This is a genomic window from Salmonella sp. 32010601201800023SM (genome assembly GCF_017572235.1).
GTDB lineage: Bacteria > Pseudomonadota > Gammaproteobacteria > Enterobacterales > Enterobacteriaceae > Salmonella > Salmonella enterica.
Genome location: NZ_JAGEQS010000005.1, coordinates 196,870 through 212,616, shown reverse-complemented (window position 1 = coordinate 212,616; position 15,747 = coordinate 196,870). Strand labels below are relative to the sequence as shown.

The following is a 15,747-nucleotide window of genomic DNA, read 5'->3' as shown; positions in this document are numbered from 1 at the left end:
CGTTACTCATGGTCAGGGTCGAGACGACGGCGACTGAGAATACGTAGCAGACGCCACAATACCCACGCCAGTAATACCACACTGAGGGCCGCCAGTACCGCCAGCAGCACCGGGTGATTCGCCAGCGCATACCACAGCCGCTCAAACCACGGCAGATGTCCGACGTAATAGATATCGCCAACGCGCAGACTGTGAACGCCGGACTCGCGGATCACCGCCACGGAACCAAACATCGCGGCGCGTTTACCGCTGTCGTTCACGGCGTCGTTCAGTAGCTGGTAACCGCGCGGGCTGTCAGCCAGCAGAGCAATCACGCTGCGCTGATCGTTAAACGGCGACTGGAAGCCCACCACCGCCGCCATCGGGCCGCTGGCGGTGACGGTGGACTGCGCATCCGCCGCGCGATCGGCCTCATCCGGCATAATCGACGGGAAAGCGGTCTGCCGCATCGGGGTTTTTACCCAGCTTTGTGTCGCCTGTACCAACAGATCGATACGCTTATCGTCTTTTAGCTTGCCCGGAATAGCGCCAATAATCAGCAGATCGGCGTCTTTGTCGGCTATCTGAGCGCTATCATCGGTGATGGTCAGATTAATTGCCGGGAAACCGGTCTGCCCGCCAATGGCGCCGACCGTATTCAGCAGCGTTTCCATTTGTGCTTCGGTTGGAGTCTTCGGCATCACCGCCAGCGTGTCAGACAAGTCGGCCATCCGGCTGAACGGGAAACCCGCATTGGCGAACGCGCGTAAATCCGGCATCGCGATAAAGTGGTAATATTTCGAAAAATCGATAGTGGAGTCATCCCCTATCACCACATGATTCGGTACCGGCTGGAAGGTAATACAGTTGTCCACCGACCCGCCCGGCATCGGATTCATGTAGCGGAAGTCAAAACGTAGTTGGTTCATCGCCCCCAGTTTGAGCGCCGGAATAGACACATCCGTTTTACCATCCAGCAGTCCCTGAAGTACCGGCAAGCGCAACAGGAGTCGATTAGTTTCCTGCGTGCTGTTAAGGCTAAAGGCTTGCAGGAACTGGTTATTCAGACTGATGTCCAGCCGTGAACTGTCTTTGGTCGGCGGCGAGGTATAACGGTAGTTGAGATCCATATCAATACCGTTGCTACGCAGCAAATAGAGGTCCGGCGGCAGATTCAAAGAAACGTTGATGGGCGCCGGCTCCAGCCCACTCGACTGGAGCTGCTCTTCATAGGTTTTCAGCTCGCCAAAAGTGACCGGGCGATCGGTACGCACCCAGTTCGGCGCATCATACGGTTTGCGCGCCAGCAGCGGTTTTACATCGTTGACCACCACGCTGGAACCACGGAAGAGAATATTCCCTTGCGCGATACCTTTTGCCGCCTGCAACAGGTCTTTATCATCTCGACCAAACACGATCAGCAACTTCACATACGGATTATCCGGATGGCTCATCATCTCGATAACCGGCGCGTTAACCGCAGGATGATCGCGCAGGAAATCGGGGCGTCGATCGTTGGTGGCGAACACGATCGCATTGCGATCCGGCAGGTGATTATACAACACCGGGAAGCGCTGACCGCGCCAGCCCGCCCGCGAGCCAAACCAGGACGCGACAATAGAAGCCGCCTGCTGCTGCGCCAGATCCGGCATATCAGCAAACACTATCGGCAACGTCACCGGACGGTTATCCCGCGGGTCGAAAAACGGCACCGGGAAGTGGGACAGATCGTTATTCACCGCCAGCATGTTATAGGTCAGATCCAGGGCGCTATTTCGCCCGATGTCTAACCACAGAGTACTGCTGGCCGGGTTTTCACACACGTCGCGATAGTGGCCGACAAACTCCAGCCGCACCCGGTTAAAGTCGGTGATAAATAGCGGATTGATAGGTACCTGCGCCAGCGTCTTTTTCCCCAACTGCTCTTTTGTCACCGGCAGTACGCCCATCAGTTCATCATTGAGATAAACCTTGAGCTGCGACTGAACCGGCAGGAGCGACGGCGAGGGCGTATATTCCAGATTCAGCACCGCTTTCGACGCCACTTCATCGCTGCGCATACCAAATTCAATGCCGCCGTTAGGGTTAACGCCACGCAGCGCCATACTACCCGGCGGCGGCGCGATTTGCGCAAAGGTCAGCTTGACCTCGCGCGAAGGCGCGGTCTGCGCCACGACGGGCGCCTCAGTTGCGGGCGACGGCGCAGGCTCGGTGGGTTCAGCATTTATCAATGGCGGCGTAGCAGGCGCCGCCGCCGTCATGAAAGCAGGAAACGCGCTTAATCCTATTACCGCCGCACACATCCAGGACAATTTTCTTTTCATCGCATTATCATCATTGTTGAGCCTGAGCCATAACCCGATCCGACGGCTGTATCGCCGCTTGCCGCTCCGGGCGACGCGGAATAAACGATACAATCCAGGCAATTAACGCCGTCAACGATCGGAAAATTACTTTTACTGAAGGCGGCGCGAATTCCGCGAGGTGGCGATATCCGCGGAAGCCCAGCTTCAGAATATCCAGCAAGCTTTCCAGCGGTTTATCTTCCGGGAAGCTATCTTGCCAAAGCGCCCACGTATCGGCGCGAGCGAAGGTACACTGCACAAAATCAATATGTTGTTTGGTGGTGAGCGGCATCAGTTGCAGCCCGACCTCATTGCCTGTTACGCGCACCACCTGCGTTGGAAAGACATATTCCTGCTGCCCGCGTTTAAGCAACAGATTCACTTTCTGCCCTTCCAGCACCTGCGCCTGACCGTTGATCTTGATGCCTAACCCGCCGTCGGAGAAGTCATGTACGGTACAGGAGAACAAATGTCCATCTTCGCGGGCGATGGCCCCCGGCATGGCAATCTCGACCCGATGCGCGCGCCTGACCTGTTTACTCTCTACCGAAACCGCAACCGCGCCGCCGAGAATGACCAGGTTGTAGAAGACCCACACCAGGCTAACGATGACGGTCAGCGTTTCATTTTCCGGCCCGTAATAGTATCGCCATACGCCCGCCGCCACGCCGAGCAGGTTAAGCAAGACAAGGAAGATATACGGACGCGAGATTACCCAGTCGACGTACTTCTCTTCCACCAGCCCGCCTTTCGCCGTGACGTTAAATTTCCCTTTGTGCGGATTGATCAACGCGACCAGAGTCGGCGGTGCGATATACCATGCCAGTACCGTTTCATAGATTTCACTCCAGAAAGAGTGACGATACTTGCCCTGAATCTTCGAGTTAGTCAGGCTGGCGTGGACCATGTGCGGTATCACAAATAGCGCAATCATCAACGCAGGCGCATAAATGATATAGGCGTGCAGCAGCAGAAAAGCCAGCGGCGCGGTCAGAAAGATCAGGCGCGGAATGCCGGACAAGAAATGGAACATCGCGTTGAGGTAGCACAGCCGCTGCGCCAGTTTTAAGCCTTTACCAAACAGAGGGTTATCGAGGCGGAAAATTTGCACCATACCCCGCGCCCAACGAATACGCTGCCCGATATGCGCCGACAGGCTTTCCGTCGCCAGCCCCGCCGCCTGCGGAATGCGCATATACGCTGAGGTATAACCTCGCCGGTGCAGCCGGAGCGAAGTATGCGCATCTTCCGTCACCGTCTCAACGGCGATACCGCCAATCTCATCCAGCGGCTTACGGCGAATCACCGCGCACGATCCGCAAAAGAAAGTGGCGTCCCACATATCGTTACCGTCCTGCACCAGTCCGTAAAACAGCGTGCCTTCGTTAGGCGTTTTACGAAAACGTCCCAGGTTGCGCTCAAACGGGTCCGGGGAGAAGAAATGATGCGGCGTCTGCATCATCGCCAGCTGTTTTTCTTTCAGGAACCAGCCCATTGTCATTTGCAGAAACGAGCGTGTCGGCACATGGTCGCAATCGAAGATCGCCACAAACTCGCCTTTCGCGTGTTTTAGCGCATTGTTGATGTTGCCGGCTTTGGCGTGTTCATGCGTGGTGCGGGCAATGTAATGCACGCCAACATGTCGGGCAAAATGACGAAATGATTCACGCCCGCCGTCATCAAGGATCCAGATATTCAGCTTGTCCTTCGGCCAGTCAATGCCAAGCGAAGCGTAAATGGTATTTTTGACCACATTAAGGTCTTCGTTATAGGTCGGTACAAAAATATCCACCGTCGGCCACTGCGACATTTCTTTCGGCAACGGCACCGGTTGACGATTTAACGGCCACACCACCTGGAAGTACCCCAGCACCAGCACAATCCAGGCGTAGGTTTCCGCAAACAGCAGAATCAGCCCGCACACCAGACTGACCGGGTCGTCCCAATTTAGCGTCGAGGTATAGCGCCACCAGATATAACGACAGGAGACCGTTAACGACAGCACGATGAGCATCAGCGCGGAAAAGCGTCCCGGCATACGTCGTACCAACAGCGCAACGCCCCACAGCAACAGCAGAAAGATAAATTGCGATAGCGGGTTAAATGGCTGCGTAATACAGATCAGCGCCAGTATCAGTGAAAAGGTCACGATAACGCCCAGAATAAAACGCCGGGCGCCGTTGCTAAGATGTCCCAGCTCTTTTTCCTTTTCCAGATGCGTTGTCTTTTGGCGCACCCGTTCCGGTAAGGTATCCATCCATTGATGGTAACGTCCACGAACGTCCTTCAGGCGCGCAAATGACCGCCAGCGCGGTTCATGACGTTCTTTAGCCGACGAGATCATCACCAGCCAGAGGGTCTGAATGAGGTAACGGGCCGGGTCCAGCGGGCGCGGGCGGGCGGCGTTAATATGCGGATAAAGCGCTTTATGCCCGTCGCGAATACGCTGCCAGCGCGGATGCTCAAGCGGAAACACTATCCACGCCAGAATCGTCCACAGGCAGCCGAGCGCTGCGCTAAACGGCGACGCGCCGTGGCGGCGGTAACCCTGATAGCGCTCGCTCAAACGCGCGCTAACCGGCGGGATAAGCAGCCACCGGGAAAGGGCGCTCATCGCAGGCTCCCGGCGGACGTTTTGTCGCCCGCATCATGCAGCAGGCACCAGTTCGCCAGCGTTAACACCTCTTCGGCGGCTAACGAATCGCTGCGATATTCGCCTAACGGCTGTTTCGACGCCATGCACTCCGCCATCGCCTCATCGCGATGGATCACAATGGGCAGCAACCGGCGCTGGCTTTGCAGCCAGACCTGGTACAGATCGTCCTGTAACTGACTGCCAATGCGTAAGTCATTGATCAGAATATGCGCTCCGGCAGGCAACGCCTGCTGATGAAGGCGAATATGGCAGTTAGCGTCAACCCGGGCTATCGCCAGCGTATGGTCGCAGAGGCTCACCAGTTGCCGTGTCAGCGGTGACGCGCCGTAGGGCAAGTCCAGTAAAATCCAGCTATAACGCCCGCTCGCTTTCAGCGCCTGGATAGCCGATCCGATCTCTCCCAGCGTCTCCTGCCAGGCCTGCGGATTTTCCCGCTCTTGCGCGGTGAGCTGTCCAAACGGCAGTAGATCAAGCTGTGAGGTATAACGTAACCCGGCATCGCGCCAGTCCTGGCCGTCCAGCAACGATCGCGCCCAACCGCCCTGATGGACGAAGTCGACGTTAAACGACATGCGCAGCAGGTTATCGGGGCTGGCGTCAATCACCAGGACATTTTCCCCTAAGATTTGTAACGCCCAGGCGAGTGCTGCGGTGAGAGATGTGGTTCCCACCCCGCCGCGCACGCCCTGCAGTCCCAGAATCGCCATTCATGGCTTCCTTAATGAATGTGGTTGCGCAAATTCAGCCAGGAGTGGCCATCTTTTAATCGCCGCCGCCAACTGTTCGCGTTGGGAAATATCGGTATAATCTATTTCGGGTAGTGAAAACGCCTGGCTTAATGCCAGAAAATCATTTTGAAAAGTGTAGCCCAACGTTGGATCGGACTGAGCGCCAGGTTCATTGTTATACATTCTGGTTGCTCCTTTTTAAATATTTCTCACTGGCAGCATTACGCCCCGTCGTCAATACGGGAGAACGCGCATTTTTCATCTTTCCGTGACATCATTTATAATGTGTAAAAATGCAAAGCGCAGAGTTACAGGGCATCCTGCCGGACAAATTGATTCACATGCTAAATCTGATGCGTTTTAATTTCAATGTTAGGTTTATTTCTGTGCTTTCGCTAGTAAACTGATAAACAGTTAAAATAGTGACATGAGGGACACTGTGGACCCCGTATTTTCTCTCGGCATCTCATCATTATGGGATGAACTGCGCCATATGCCAACCGGCGGCGTCTGGTGGGTTAACGCCGATCGCCAGCAAGATGCCATCAGCCTGGTGAATCAAACGATTGCGTCACAAACGGAGAATGCAAATGTCGCCGTCATCGGCATGGAAGGCGATCCTGGCAAAGTAATCAAATTAGATGAATCTCACGGTCCGGAGAAAATCCGCTTATTTACCATGCCGGATTCAGAAAAAGGGCTATACTCTTTGCCCCACGATTTGCTTTGTTCTGTTAACCCGACGCATTACTTTTTCATTCTTATTTGTGCAAATAACACGTGGCGGAATATAACGTCAGAAAGCCTGCATAAATGGCTGGAAAAAATGAATAAATGGACTCGTTTTCATCACTGTTCATTGTTGGTTATTAACCCTTGTAATAATAGCGATAAACAGTCCTCGTTGTTGATGGGCGAGTATCGCTCACTTTTTGGCCTCGCCAGTTTACGTTTTCAGGGCGACCAACATTTGTTCGATATTGCCTTCTGGTGTAACGAAAAAGGCGTCAGCGCCCGACAGCAGTTATTGCTGTGTCAGCAGGACGAACGCTGGACGCTATCCCATCAGGAGGAGACGGCAATTCAGCCGCGTAGCGACGAAAAACGCATTCTTAGCCACGTCGCCGTCCTTGAAGGCGCGCCGCCGCTCTCGGAACACTGGACGCTTTTCGACAATAACGAAGCGCTATTCAACGACGCGCGCACGGCGCAGGCCGCGACAATCATTTTTTCGCTTACACAGAACAACCAAATCGAGCCGCTTGCTCGTCGCATTCATACTTTGCGGCGCCAACGGGGAAGCGCGCTGAAAATTGTCGTGCGCGAAAATATTGCCAGTTTGCGCGCCACCGATGAGCGCCTGCTGCTGGGCTGCGGCGCGAATATGATCATTCCCTGGAACGCCCCGCTTTCACGCTGTCTGACGCTTATTGAAAGCGTGCAGGGGCAGCAGTTCAACCGTTACGTACCGGAAGACATCACCACGCTACTGTCGATGACGCAGCCGTTGAAACTGCGCGGTTTTCAGCCGTGGGATACCTTCTGCGATGCCATCCATACGATGATGAGCAACACCCTGCTCCCCGCCGACGGGAAAGGCGTTCTGGTCGCGCTGCGCCCGGTGCCGGGCATTCGGGTTGAGCAGGCGTTGACATTATGTCGGCCAAACCGAACCGGCGATATTATGACCATCGGCGGCAACCGTCTGGTGCTGTTTTTATCATTCTGCCGGGTCAACGATCTGGATACCGCGTTAAACCATATTTTCCCTTTGCCGACGGGCGATATTTTCTCTAATCGTATGGTCTGGTTCGAAGATAAACAAATCAGCGCCGAGCTGGTGCAGATGCGCTTATTGTCGCCGGAACTGTGGGGAACGCCGCTACCGCTGGCAAAACGCGCCGACCCGGTAATAAATGCCGAACACGATGGCCGCATCTGGCGTCGTATTCCTGAACCCCTGCGACTGCTCGACGACACCGCGGAGCGTGCATCATGATGACCATCAGCGATATCGTGCAAATTATTCTTTTTTGCGCGCTGATTTTCTTTCCGCTGGGCTATCTGGCGCGTCATTCGCTACGCCGTATCAGTGATACAACCCGGCTGCTATTTGCCAAACCTCGTTATGTAAAACCAGCCGGAACTCTGCGCCGCGCTACGAAAGTCAAGGCAGACAAAAAATGACTCAGCATACTCAAACTCCATCAATGCCTTCTCCGCTCTGGCAATACTGGCGCGGTCTTTCCGGCTGGAACTTCTATTTTCTGGTCAAGTTTGGCCTGCTGTGGGCAGGCTATCTGAATTTTCATCCTTTACTGAATTTGGTATTCATGGCGTTTCTGCTCATGCCAATACCAAAATATCGCCTTCACCGGTTGCGCCACTGGATTGCCATTCCCGTCGGCTTCGCGCTGTTCTGGCATGATACCTGGCTGCCCGGCCCGCAAAGCATTATGAGCCAGGGGACGCAGGTAGCGGAATTCAGCTCCGGTTATCTGCTCGATCTGATCGCCCGTTTTATTAACTGGCAAATGATCGGCGCCATCTTCGTACTGCTGGTTGCCTGGCTTTTTTTATCACAGTGGATTCGGGTTACGGTGTTTGTGGTCGCCATCATGGTATGGCTGAATGTCCTGACATTAACCGGCCCGGTTTTTACGCTGTGGCCAGCAGGCCAGCCAACCGATACGGTGACGACGACTGGCGGTAATGCAGCCGCTACCGTCGCGACAGCGGGCGATAAGCCGGTCATCGGCGATATGCCTGCGCAAACCGCGCCGCCGACGACCGCGAATCTGAACGCCTGGTTGAACACCTTCTATGCCGCGGAAGAAAAGCGGAAAACGACGTTCCCGGCGCAGCTTCCGCCTGATGCGCAGCCGTTCGACCTATTGGTCATCAATATCTGTTCGCTCTCCTGGTCGGATGTCGAAGCGGCAGGCCTGATGTCACATCCGCTATGGTCGCACTTTGACATTTTGTTTAAACACTTTAATTCCGGTACGTCTTACAGCGGCCCGGCGGCCATTCGTCTGCTGCGCGCCAGCTGTGGTCAACCTTCGCATACCCGACTTTATCAACCAGCCAATAACGAATGTTATCTGTTTGATAATCTGGCGAAACTGGGCTTTACTCAGCATCTGATGATGGATCATAACGGTGAATTTGGCGGCTTCCTGAAAGAAGTTCGCGAAAACGGCGGTATGCAGAGCGAACTGATGAACCAGTCCGGCCTGCCAACCGCCCTGCTGTCATTCGACGGCTCGCCGGTATATGACGATCTGGCGGTCCTGAACCGCTGGTTGACAGGGGAAGAACGTGAAGCCAATTCCCGCTCCGCGACTTTCTTTAACCTGCTGCCGCTGCACGATGGCAACCACTTCCCCGGCGTCAGCAAAACGGCGGATTATAAAATCCGCGCGCAGAAACTGTTCGATGAACTGGACGCCTTCTTTACCGAACTGGAGAAATCCGGGCGTAAGGTGATGGTAGTCGTCGTACCGGAGCACGGCGGCGCGCTGAAGGGCGACAGAATGCAGATCTCAGGCCTGCGCGATATTCCCAGCCCCTCCATCACCAACGTCCCGGCGGGCGTGAAATTTTTTGGCATGAAAGCCCCGCATGAGGGCGCGCCGATTGATATTAATCAGCCGAGCAGCTACCTGGCGATTTCCGAACTGGTCGTACGCGCCGTGGACGGTAAGCTCTTTACCGAAGACAGTGTGAACTGGAACAAGCTGACCAGCAATCTGCCGCAAACCGCGCCGGTTTCAGAAAACGCTAATGCGGTGGTGATTCAGTACCAGGGTAAGCCCTACGTTCGTCTGAATGGCGGCGACTGGGTGCCTTACCCGCAGTAAACCGAAAAAGGCCGCAAGGTTTCCCCTGCGGCCTGGTTCGGGCGCATGTTGCCATTACGGCGGACAGACGCTCAAAACGCGTTACTTCCTGTCACGTAGCCAGTTGACGATCACACTGGCGATAATGCCAGCAATGATCGGCGCTGCCAGATCGTGCCAGAAGGCCACGCCCAACTGCGTAAGCGTCATATAGCCGCCTTGTTGCAATGGCAACCGTTCGCGGCTATCCTTGATGTGTTGAGGATCAAGTTTAGCCTCCGTCAGGTTGCCAGGTTTATACCAGTCAACGTGCGGAGGTTTTCTCTTTCCAGCAACCAATGCCGCCGGGGATCAAGCCCCCGCAACATTGCGCCTCACCGGGTAAACCCGGCTTGCTGCTGATATTACGGCAAAATCCCCGTCCCGGCACGGCGCTAACGTGCAATCTGCGTGACGCTTCGCAGACGACTACTTTTATTTGCCAGAATACATTCAGCATTTCTGAGGCTGGCAGTCAGCCGCTCAATTCTGTAAATTATGCCTCCTCGCGGCCAGTCCCGGTGATACCGAAACCCTCGTTCAGCATCCTGCGTCTATGACATATTCGCCTGTTGCGCCAGAGGAATGGCTAAAAGCAGGTATTACCGACGAACTTATCCGTCTTTCAGCGGGACCTGAAGATCCCGACGATATTATTCATGACCTTGAACGCGCCAGCAGAAAAGCAGCATTCTGACGATTGCTCGGCGAACCGCTGTCACCGGTTTGCCGCATCGGGTATCAAGGCACTATAGCCTGGTTATAGGCAGCATTCTTTATGAGAGAGCTGCGTATATTTTGGGCAGGGGGCTCTATGCAGGACGACACATTACCATTAAATAACAGTAACGCTACGACCACACCGCTTTCAACGAGATTACCGTTTACAAAATATGATTTTGGCTGGGTGCTCTTGTGTATCGGAATGGCGATCGGCGCCGGTACCGTCTTAATGCCAGTGCAAATCGGTCTCAAGGGGATCTGGGTATTTATTACCGCTTTTATCATCGCCTATCCCGCTACCTATATTGTGCAGGATATTTATCTAAAAACGTTATCTGAAAGCGAAACCTGTGACGATTATACGGATATTATCAGTCACTATCTTGGCAAAAACTGGGGCATTTTTCTCGGTGTAATCTATTTTCTTATGATTATCCACGGGGTGTTTATTTACTCCCTGTCGGTGGTGTTTGATAGCGCCTCCTATATCAAAACCTTCGGCCTTACTGAGGCCGATCTTTCGCAGTCTATTATCTATAAAGTCGTGATTTTCGCCGTGCTGGTGGCGATTGCCTCCGGCGGGGAAAAGTTATTATTTAAAATTTCCGGCCCGATGGTGGTGGTAAAAGTCGGGATCATTCTGATATTCGGTTTCGCGATGATCCCACACTGGAATCTTGATAATATTTCCGCCTTTCCCGCCGCATCGGTTTTCTTTCGCGACGTACTGCTCACTATCCCATTTTGCTTCTTTTCTGCGGTCTTCATTCAGGTGCTAAACCCAATGAACATCGCCTATCGTAAGCGCGAACCTGACCGTGTGCTGGCCACCCGGATGGCGATTCGCACGCATCGCATTAGCTATATTACGCTGATTGCCATTATTCTCTTTTTCTCGTTCTCGTTTACCTTTTCGATTAGTCATGAAGAGGCGGTATCAGCATTCGAGCAGAATATTTCCGCCCTTGCGCTGGCAGCTCAGGTAATCCCTGGCCATATCATCCACATTACCTCTACCATCCTCAATATTTTTGCCGTACTTACCGCGTTCTTTGGTATTTATTTAGGTTTTCACGAAGCGCTTAAAGGTATTGTACTGAATGTATTGAGTCGTATTATGGATGTCAAAAACGTCAACCCACTGTTACTGACATCTGGAATCTGTGTCTTTATCGTGGTTACTCTGGTTATTTGGGTTTCGTTTCGCGTCTCAGTATTGGTCTTTTTCCAGTTAGGCAGTCCGCTTTATGGCATTGTCGCGTGTATTATTCCCTTTTTCCTGATTTATAAAGTAGCGCAACTGGAAAAATTACGCGGCCTGAAAACCTGGCTTATTCTGTTATATGGAATATTGTTGTGCCTGTCGCCGTTATTAAAATTGATTGAATAAGTCGTACCGGAGAGCCATGCCCGGTGGCGCTACGCTTACCAGGCCTACAGGTACGGTGTAGGCTTGATAAGGCGCAGCCGCCATCCGGCATAAAACGCAATTAACTCAGCGGTTTCTGCGGATTTTCATCCTGATCGACGGCAAAGCAGGCCACCAACTGGCCGTCGTACTCTTTAAGCTGCGGCTGTAACTGCGTACAGGGTCCGAAGCGACGGCTGCAGCGGGCGTTGAAGGCGCAGCCCGGCGGCGGGTTCAGCGGGCTCGGCAACTCGCCGGTCAGCTTAATCCGCTCACGGCGATCGTCCGGATTCAGCCGTGGCGTGGCGGAGAGCAACGCCTGGGTATAGGGATGACGTGGATTGTTAAAAATCTGCTCTTTGGTCCCTTTCTCCACGCAGCGGCCTAAGTACATGACCATCACTTCATCGGCGATGTGTTCCACCACCGACAGGTCGTGCGAGATAAAGACATAAGACAGCCCCATATCCTGTTGCAAATCCATCATCAGGTTCAGCACCTGGGCGCGCACCGACACGTCGAGCGCGGAGACCGGTTCGTCGGCAATCACTACGTCCGGATCAAGCATCAGACCGCGGGCGATAGCGATACGCTGACGCTGGCCGCCGGAGAACATATGCGGATAGCGGTCGTAGTGCTCGGTTTTCAGCCCCACCTTCGCCATCATCGCCAGCGCTTTTTCACGACGCTGCGCTTTACTCAGGCTGGTATTGATCAGCAACGGCTCTTCCAGAATTTGCCCCACTTTCTTGCGTGGATTCAGGGAACCGTAGGGGTTCTGAAACACAATCTGAATTTTCTGCCGCCGCAGTTTCTGCGCGTGCGGATCGTGTTTAAGCAGATCCTGCCCCTGGTAATAAAGCTCGCCGCCGGTTGGCGTTTCAATCATCGTCAGCAGGCGACCCAGTGTGGATTTTCCACAACCGGACTCCCCCACTACGGCCAGCGTTTTACCGCGTTCGAGATTAAACGACACGCCGTCCAGCGCTTTTACCAGCCGTTCCGGAGAAAAGATCCCCTTCTTCACCGGATAGTGTTTTTTCAGGTCGATAGCCCGCAACAGCGGCTGTTGCAAGGTGGCCTCATGCGTACTCATAGTGTGGGCCTCCCGGCATCATCGAGTGGGTAATGACATTTTGACTGACGTCCATCGTCCAGTTGGTTGAGAGCAGGTTCTTCCGCACGACATCTGTCCGTGGCGTAGGGGCAGCGCGGGTTAAGCAGACAGCCCGTCGGTCGGTCATATTTCCCCGGCACCACGCCCGGCAGCGACGCCAGGCGCGCTTTGTCCTGAGCAAACTCTGGTAACGCGCGTAGCAGTGCCTGGGTGTAGGGATGACGCGGCGCGCGGAAAATATCCTGCGCAGCGCCGGTTTCGACGACCTGCCCGGCGTACATGACGATAATTTTGTGCGCCGCTTCCGCCACCAGCGCCAGGTCATGGGTAATCAGCACCAGCGCCATGTTCTCTTTTTGCTGCAACTCCAGCAGCAGCTCAATGATTTGCGCCTGAATGGTCACATCCAGCGCCGTGGTCGGTTCATCGGCAATTAACAGCTTTGGTCGACAGGCTATGGCCATCGCAATCATCACACGCTGACTCATGCCGCCAGAAAGCTGGTGCGGATAGACATCCAGACGAGAAGCCGGATCGGGAATACCCACCTGGTTCAACAGGTCAATCGCTCGCTGACGACGGGTTTTCTTGTTCCCGCCCTGATGTACCTTGATGGCTTCCATAATCTGAAAGCCAACGGTATAGCAAGGATTGAGGCTGGTCATCGGGTCCTGGAAAATCATCGCCACTTCAGCGCCCACCAGGTTGCGACGTTCCTTCTCGGAAATGCGCTTCAGATCCTGTCCGTTAAAGAGCAGGTTTTCCGCCATCACGCGGCCTGGGTAATCGATAAGCCCCATAATTGCCAGCGAGCTGACGGATTTGCCGGAACCAGACTCGCCGACAATCCCGACCACCTCACCCTGCTTCACGCTGTAGCTAATGCGGTCGACGGCTTTGAACGGTGTCCCTTCGTCGCCGAAGTGCACCGATAATTGATCTACATTTAATAACGCCATCTCGAACCTCTTACTGCTTCAGTTTGGGATCGAGCGCGTCACGCAGACCGTCACCCATCAGGTTAAATGCCAGTACCGTCAGCAGAATCGCCAGCCCCGGGAAGGTCACGACCCACCAGGCGCTTTGCGCGAACTGCAGAACGTCAGAGAGCATGGTGCCCCATTCCGGCGTAGGCGGCTGTGCGCCCATGCCAAGAAAGCCGAGGGCAGCCATATCGAGAATGGCGTTAGAGAAGCCCAGTGACGCCTGAACGATCAGCGGCGCAAGGCAGTTCGGGAAAATATTGACGAACATCTGACGCATCGCGCCTGCGCCCGCCACGCGGGAGGCAGTCACATAATCGCGGTTCACCTCTACCAGAACCGCCGCGCGGGTTAAGCGGACATAGTGCGGCAGCGCCACAAACGTCAACGCCAGCGCAGCGTTGCCGATGGAGGGGCCGAAGATCGCCACCAGCACCAGCGCCAGCAGCAGGCTCGGCAGGGCCAGCATAATATCGACCACGCGCATGATGATGTTATCGACCAGACCGCCGAAGTAGCCCGCGACCAGGCCGAGAATAATCCCCATTACCAGCGACAGGACGACCACCAGACAGCCGACCAGCAGTGACAAACGCGCGCCATACATCAGGCGCGAGAGGACATCGCGACCAACATCATCCGTTCCCAGAATATGCGCCCAACTGCCGCCTTCCTGCCAGACCGGCGGCGCCAGCAGCGCATCGCGGAACTGCTCTGCCGGGTTGTACGGCGCAATAAAGTTGGCAAACACCGCAATCAGGATCACGATGAGAACATACGCCAGCCCGACGACCGCGCCTTTATTGCGTTTGAAATAGTGCCAGAACTCCCGCAATGGCGTCATGGGCGCCGGTGCGGCATTAACATTATTTTCAGTAACCTGTGACATGATGGCCCCTTACTTCTTATGCCGAATACGCGGGTTCACCACGCCGTACAGCAGGTCTACCAGCAGGTTGACGAGAATAATCATCGTCGCTACCAGTAACACGCCGCCCTGCACTACCGGATAATCGCGGCGTTGCAGCGCATCGATCAGCCAGCGCCCCAGACCGGGCCACGAGAAGATAGTTTCTGTCAGAATCGCGCCTGCCAGCAGCGTCCCGACCTGCAGGCCGATCACGGTGACGACTGGCAGCATGGCGTTACGCAGAGCATGGACGATAATGACGCGCATCCTGGTCAACCCTTTGGCGCGTGCGGTACGGATGTAATCCTCCCCCAGCACTTCCAGCATCGACGAACGGGTCATACGCACAATGACGGCCAGCGGGATTGTGCCGAGCACCATCGCAGGCAGGATCATATGCGCCAGCGCATCAATAAAGTTACCCTCTTCGCCCCAGATAGCGGTGTCGATCAGCATAAAGCCCGTCAACGGATTGGTATCATCAAGGAACACCATATCGCTCACGCGCCCGGAAACCGGCGTCAGGTTCCAGTGGACGGAGACCAGCATGATCAGCATCATGCCCCACCAGAAGATAGGCATAGAGTAACCGGTCAGCGCCAGGCCAACAGCAGTGTGATCGAAGATAGAACCGCGCTTCACTGCGGCCAGCACGCCCACCGGAATCCCCACGGCGACGGCAAAAATCATGGCGCAGACGCCAAGTTCCAGCGTCGCTTTAAAGCGAGGTACGAACTCGTCCCATACAGGGATTCGGCTTTTCAGCGAGATGCCTAAATCGCCATGCATCACCCCCCAGATATAATGGAGGTACTGCTGCCACATCGGTTTATCAAGACCGAGTTCAGCCAGCAGTTGAGCATGACGCTCAGGGGAAATACCTCGCTCACCCGCCATGATCATCACCGGATCGCCGGGGATCATGTGGACAAAGGCAAAGGTGAGAAGGGTAATACCGATAAACGTCGGGATAACGAGTCCCAAACGTCGGAGAATGAACTGCAACATAACCCGAAT

At 54.7% G+C, this 15,747-nt stretch carries 13 protein-coding genes and 1 pseudogene; 5 read left to right on the top strand and 9 right to left on the bottom strand.

The annotated features are described in order from the left end of the window. Positions 1-2: 2 nt before the first annotated feature. The 4 genes from bcsB to bcsR are packed head-to-tail and all read right to left on the bottom strand — an operon-like array spanning position 3 to position 5,891. A complete protein-coding gene (bcsB, locus tag J4617_RS16310) occupies positions 3-2,303 on the bottom strand; it encodes a cellulose biosynthesis cyclic di-GMP-binding regulatory protein BcsB (RefSeq protein WP_000823809.1) in 2,301 nt (766 codons plus the stop codon). A 10-nt stretch (positions 2,304-2,313) separates the two neighbouring features. After that, the gene (gene bcsA / locus J4617_RS16305) at positions 2,314-4,938 is read right to left on the bottom strand and encodes a UDP-forming cellulose synthase catalytic subunit (RefSeq protein WP_017465316.1); all 2,625 of its coding nucleotides are present in this window, start codon (positions 4,936-4,938) and stop codon (positions 2,314-2,316) included. Then, positions 4,935-5,687 carry a cellulose biosynthesis protein BcsQ gene (gene bcsQ, locus J4617_RS16300; RefSeq protein WP_000996122.1) on the bottom strand — a complete coding sequence of 251 codons (753 nt, stop codon included), beginning with the start codon at positions 5,685-5,687 and terminating at the stop codon, positions 4,935-4,937. The genes bcsA and bcsQ overlap by 4 nt, the downstream gene beginning before the upstream one ends. Next, positions 5,688-5,891, bottom strand: coding sequence for a cellulose biosynthesis protein BcsR (gene bcsR, locus J4617_RS16295; protein ID WP_000282616.1), 204 nt, complete (start codon positions 5,889-5,891; stop codon positions 5,688-5,690). Between the two features lie 244 nt (positions 5,892-6,135). Between bcsR and bcsE the strand changes: the two genes are divergently transcribed. Genes bcsE through bcsG form a run of 3 tightly spaced genes read left to right on the top strand, consistent with a single transcriptional unit; the run spans position 6,136 to position 9,571 of the window. Continuing rightward, positions 6,136-7,707 carry a cellulose biosynthesis c-di-GMP-binding protein BcsE gene (gene bcsE / locus J4617_RS16290; RefSeq protein ID WP_072100722.1) on the top strand — a complete coding sequence of 524 codons (1,572 nt, stop codon included), beginning with the start codon at positions 6,136-6,138 and terminating at the stop codon, positions 7,705-7,707. Further along, the gene (bcsF, locus tag J4617_RS16285; protein ID WP_000988321.1) at positions 7,704-7,895 is read left to right on the top strand and encodes a cellulose biosynthesis protein BcsF; all 192 of its coding nucleotides are present in this window, start codon (positions 7,704-7,706) and stop codon (positions 7,893-7,895) included. The genes bcsE and bcsF overlap by 4 nt, the downstream gene beginning before the upstream one ends. Next, positions 7,892-9,571: a cellulose biosynthesis protein BcsG gene (gene bcsG, locus J4617_RS16280; protein WP_000192026.1), complete on the top strand. Its 1,680-nt coding sequence runs from the start codon at positions 7,892-7,894 to the stop codon at positions 9,569-9,571. Before bcsF ends, bcsG begins: the two co-directional genes overlap by 4 nt. 81 nt (positions 9,572-9,652) lie before the next feature. Here bcsG and J4617_RS16275 read toward each other — a convergent pair whose 3' ends face one another. Further along, positions 9,653-9,760 carry a type I toxin-antitoxin system toxin Ldr family protein gene (locus J4617_RS16275; protein ID WP_001537650.1) on the bottom strand — a complete coding sequence of 36 codons (108 nt, stop codon included), beginning with the start codon at positions 9,758-9,760 and terminating at the stop codon, positions 9,653-9,655. 373 nt (positions 9,761-10,133) lie between these two features. On the opposite strand from J4617_RS16275, the pseudogene J4617_RS23070 reads away from it, so the two are divergent. After that, positions 10,134-10,286 (top strand): annotated as a pseudogene (locus J4617_RS23070) (PLP-dependent transferase); the annotation flags it as partial. Between the two features lie 117 nt (positions 10,287-10,403). Then, a complete protein-coding gene (locus J4617_RS16265; protein ID WP_017465314.1) occupies positions 10,404-11,702 on the top strand; it encodes an aromatic amino acid transport family protein in 1,299 nt (432 codons plus the stop codon). 100 nt (positions 11,703-11,802) lie between these two features. On the opposite strand, the gene dppF is transcribed toward J4617_RS16265, so the two are convergent. From dppF to dppB, 4 genes are read right to left on the bottom strand one after another with little or no spacing between them, the layout of a single operon-like run. After that, a complete protein-coding gene (gene dppF, locus J4617_RS16260; RefSeq protein WP_000103563.1) occupies positions 11,803-12,816 on the bottom strand; it encodes a dipeptide ABC transporter ATP-binding subunit DppF in 1,014 nt (337 codons plus the stop codon). Next, complete coding sequence (dppD, locus tag J4617_RS16255) at positions 12,813-13,796, bottom strand: dipeptide ABC transporter ATP-binding protein (protein ID WP_001196509.1); 984 nt, start codon at positions 13,794-13,796, stop codon at positions 12,813-12,815. The genes dppF and dppD overlap by 4 nt, the downstream gene beginning before the upstream one ends. Before the next feature lie 10 nt (positions 13,797-13,806). Beyond that, positions 13,807-14,709, bottom strand: a complete 903-nt coding sequence (dppC, locus tag J4617_RS16250) for a dipeptide ABC transporter permease DppC (RefSeq protein WP_000084690.1) — start codon at positions 14,707-14,709, stop codon at positions 13,807-13,809. Positions 14,710-14,718: 9 nt separating this feature from the next. Continuing rightward, on the bottom strand, positions 14,719-15,738 hold the full coding sequence (gene dppB / locus J4617_RS16245; RefSeq protein ID WP_000938843.1) for a dipeptide ABC transporter permease DppB: 1,020 nt from the start codon (positions 15,736-15,738) through the stop codon (positions 14,719-14,721). Positions 15,739-15,747: the final 9 nt, after the last annotated feature.

Bases quoted from the DNA above. Each gene is read 5' to 3' on its own strand.
- bcsR (WP_000282616.1), bottom strand. From the start codon at position 5,891: ATGTATAACAATGAACCTGGCGCTCAGTCCGATCCAACGTTGGGCTAC.
- J4617_RS16265 (WP_017465314.1), top strand. From the start codon at position 10,404: ATGCAGGACGACACATTACCATTAAATAACAGTAACGCTACGACCACA.
- bcsA (WP_017465316.1), bottom strand. From the start codon at position 4,938: ATGAGCGCCCTTTCCCGGTGGCTGCTTATCCCGCCGGTTAGCGCGCGT.
- dppF (WP_000103563.1), bottom strand. From the start codon at position 12,816: ATGAGTACGCATGAGGCCACCTTGCAACAGCCGCTGTTGCGGGCTATC.
- dppD (WP_001196509.1), bottom strand. From the start codon at position 13,796: ATGGCGTTATTAAATGTAGATCAATTATCGGTGCACTTCGGCGACGAA.
- bcsQ (WP_000996122.1), bottom strand. From the start codon at position 5,687: ATGGCGATTCTGGGACTGCAGGGCGTGCGCGGCGGGGTGGGAACCACA.
- bcsG (WP_000192026.1), top strand. From the start codon at position 7,892: ATGACTCAGCATACTCAAACTCCATCAATGCCTTCTCCGCTCTGGCAA.
- bcsB (WP_000823809.1), bottom strand. From the start codon at position 2,303: ATGAAAAGAAAATTGTCCTGGATGTGTGCGGCGGTAATAGGATTAAGC.
- J4617_RS16275 (WP_001537650.1), bottom strand. From the start codon at position 9,760: ATGACGCTTACGCAGTTGGGCGTGGCCTTCTGGCACGATCTGGCAGCG.
- dppB (WP_000938843.1), bottom strand. From the start codon at position 15,738: ATGTTGCAGTTCATTCTCCGACGTTTGGGACTCGTTATCCCGACGTTT.
- bcsF (WP_000988321.1), top strand. From the start codon at position 7,704: ATGATGACCATCAGCGATATCGTGCAAATTATTCTTTTTTGCGCGCTG.
- dppC (WP_000084690.1), bottom strand. From the start codon at position 14,709: ATGTCACAGGTTACTGAAAATAATGTTAATGCCGCACCGGCGCCCATG.
- bcsE (WP_072100722.1), top strand. From the start codon at position 6,136: ATGAGGGACACTGTGGACCCCGTATTTTCTCTCGGCATCTCATCATTA.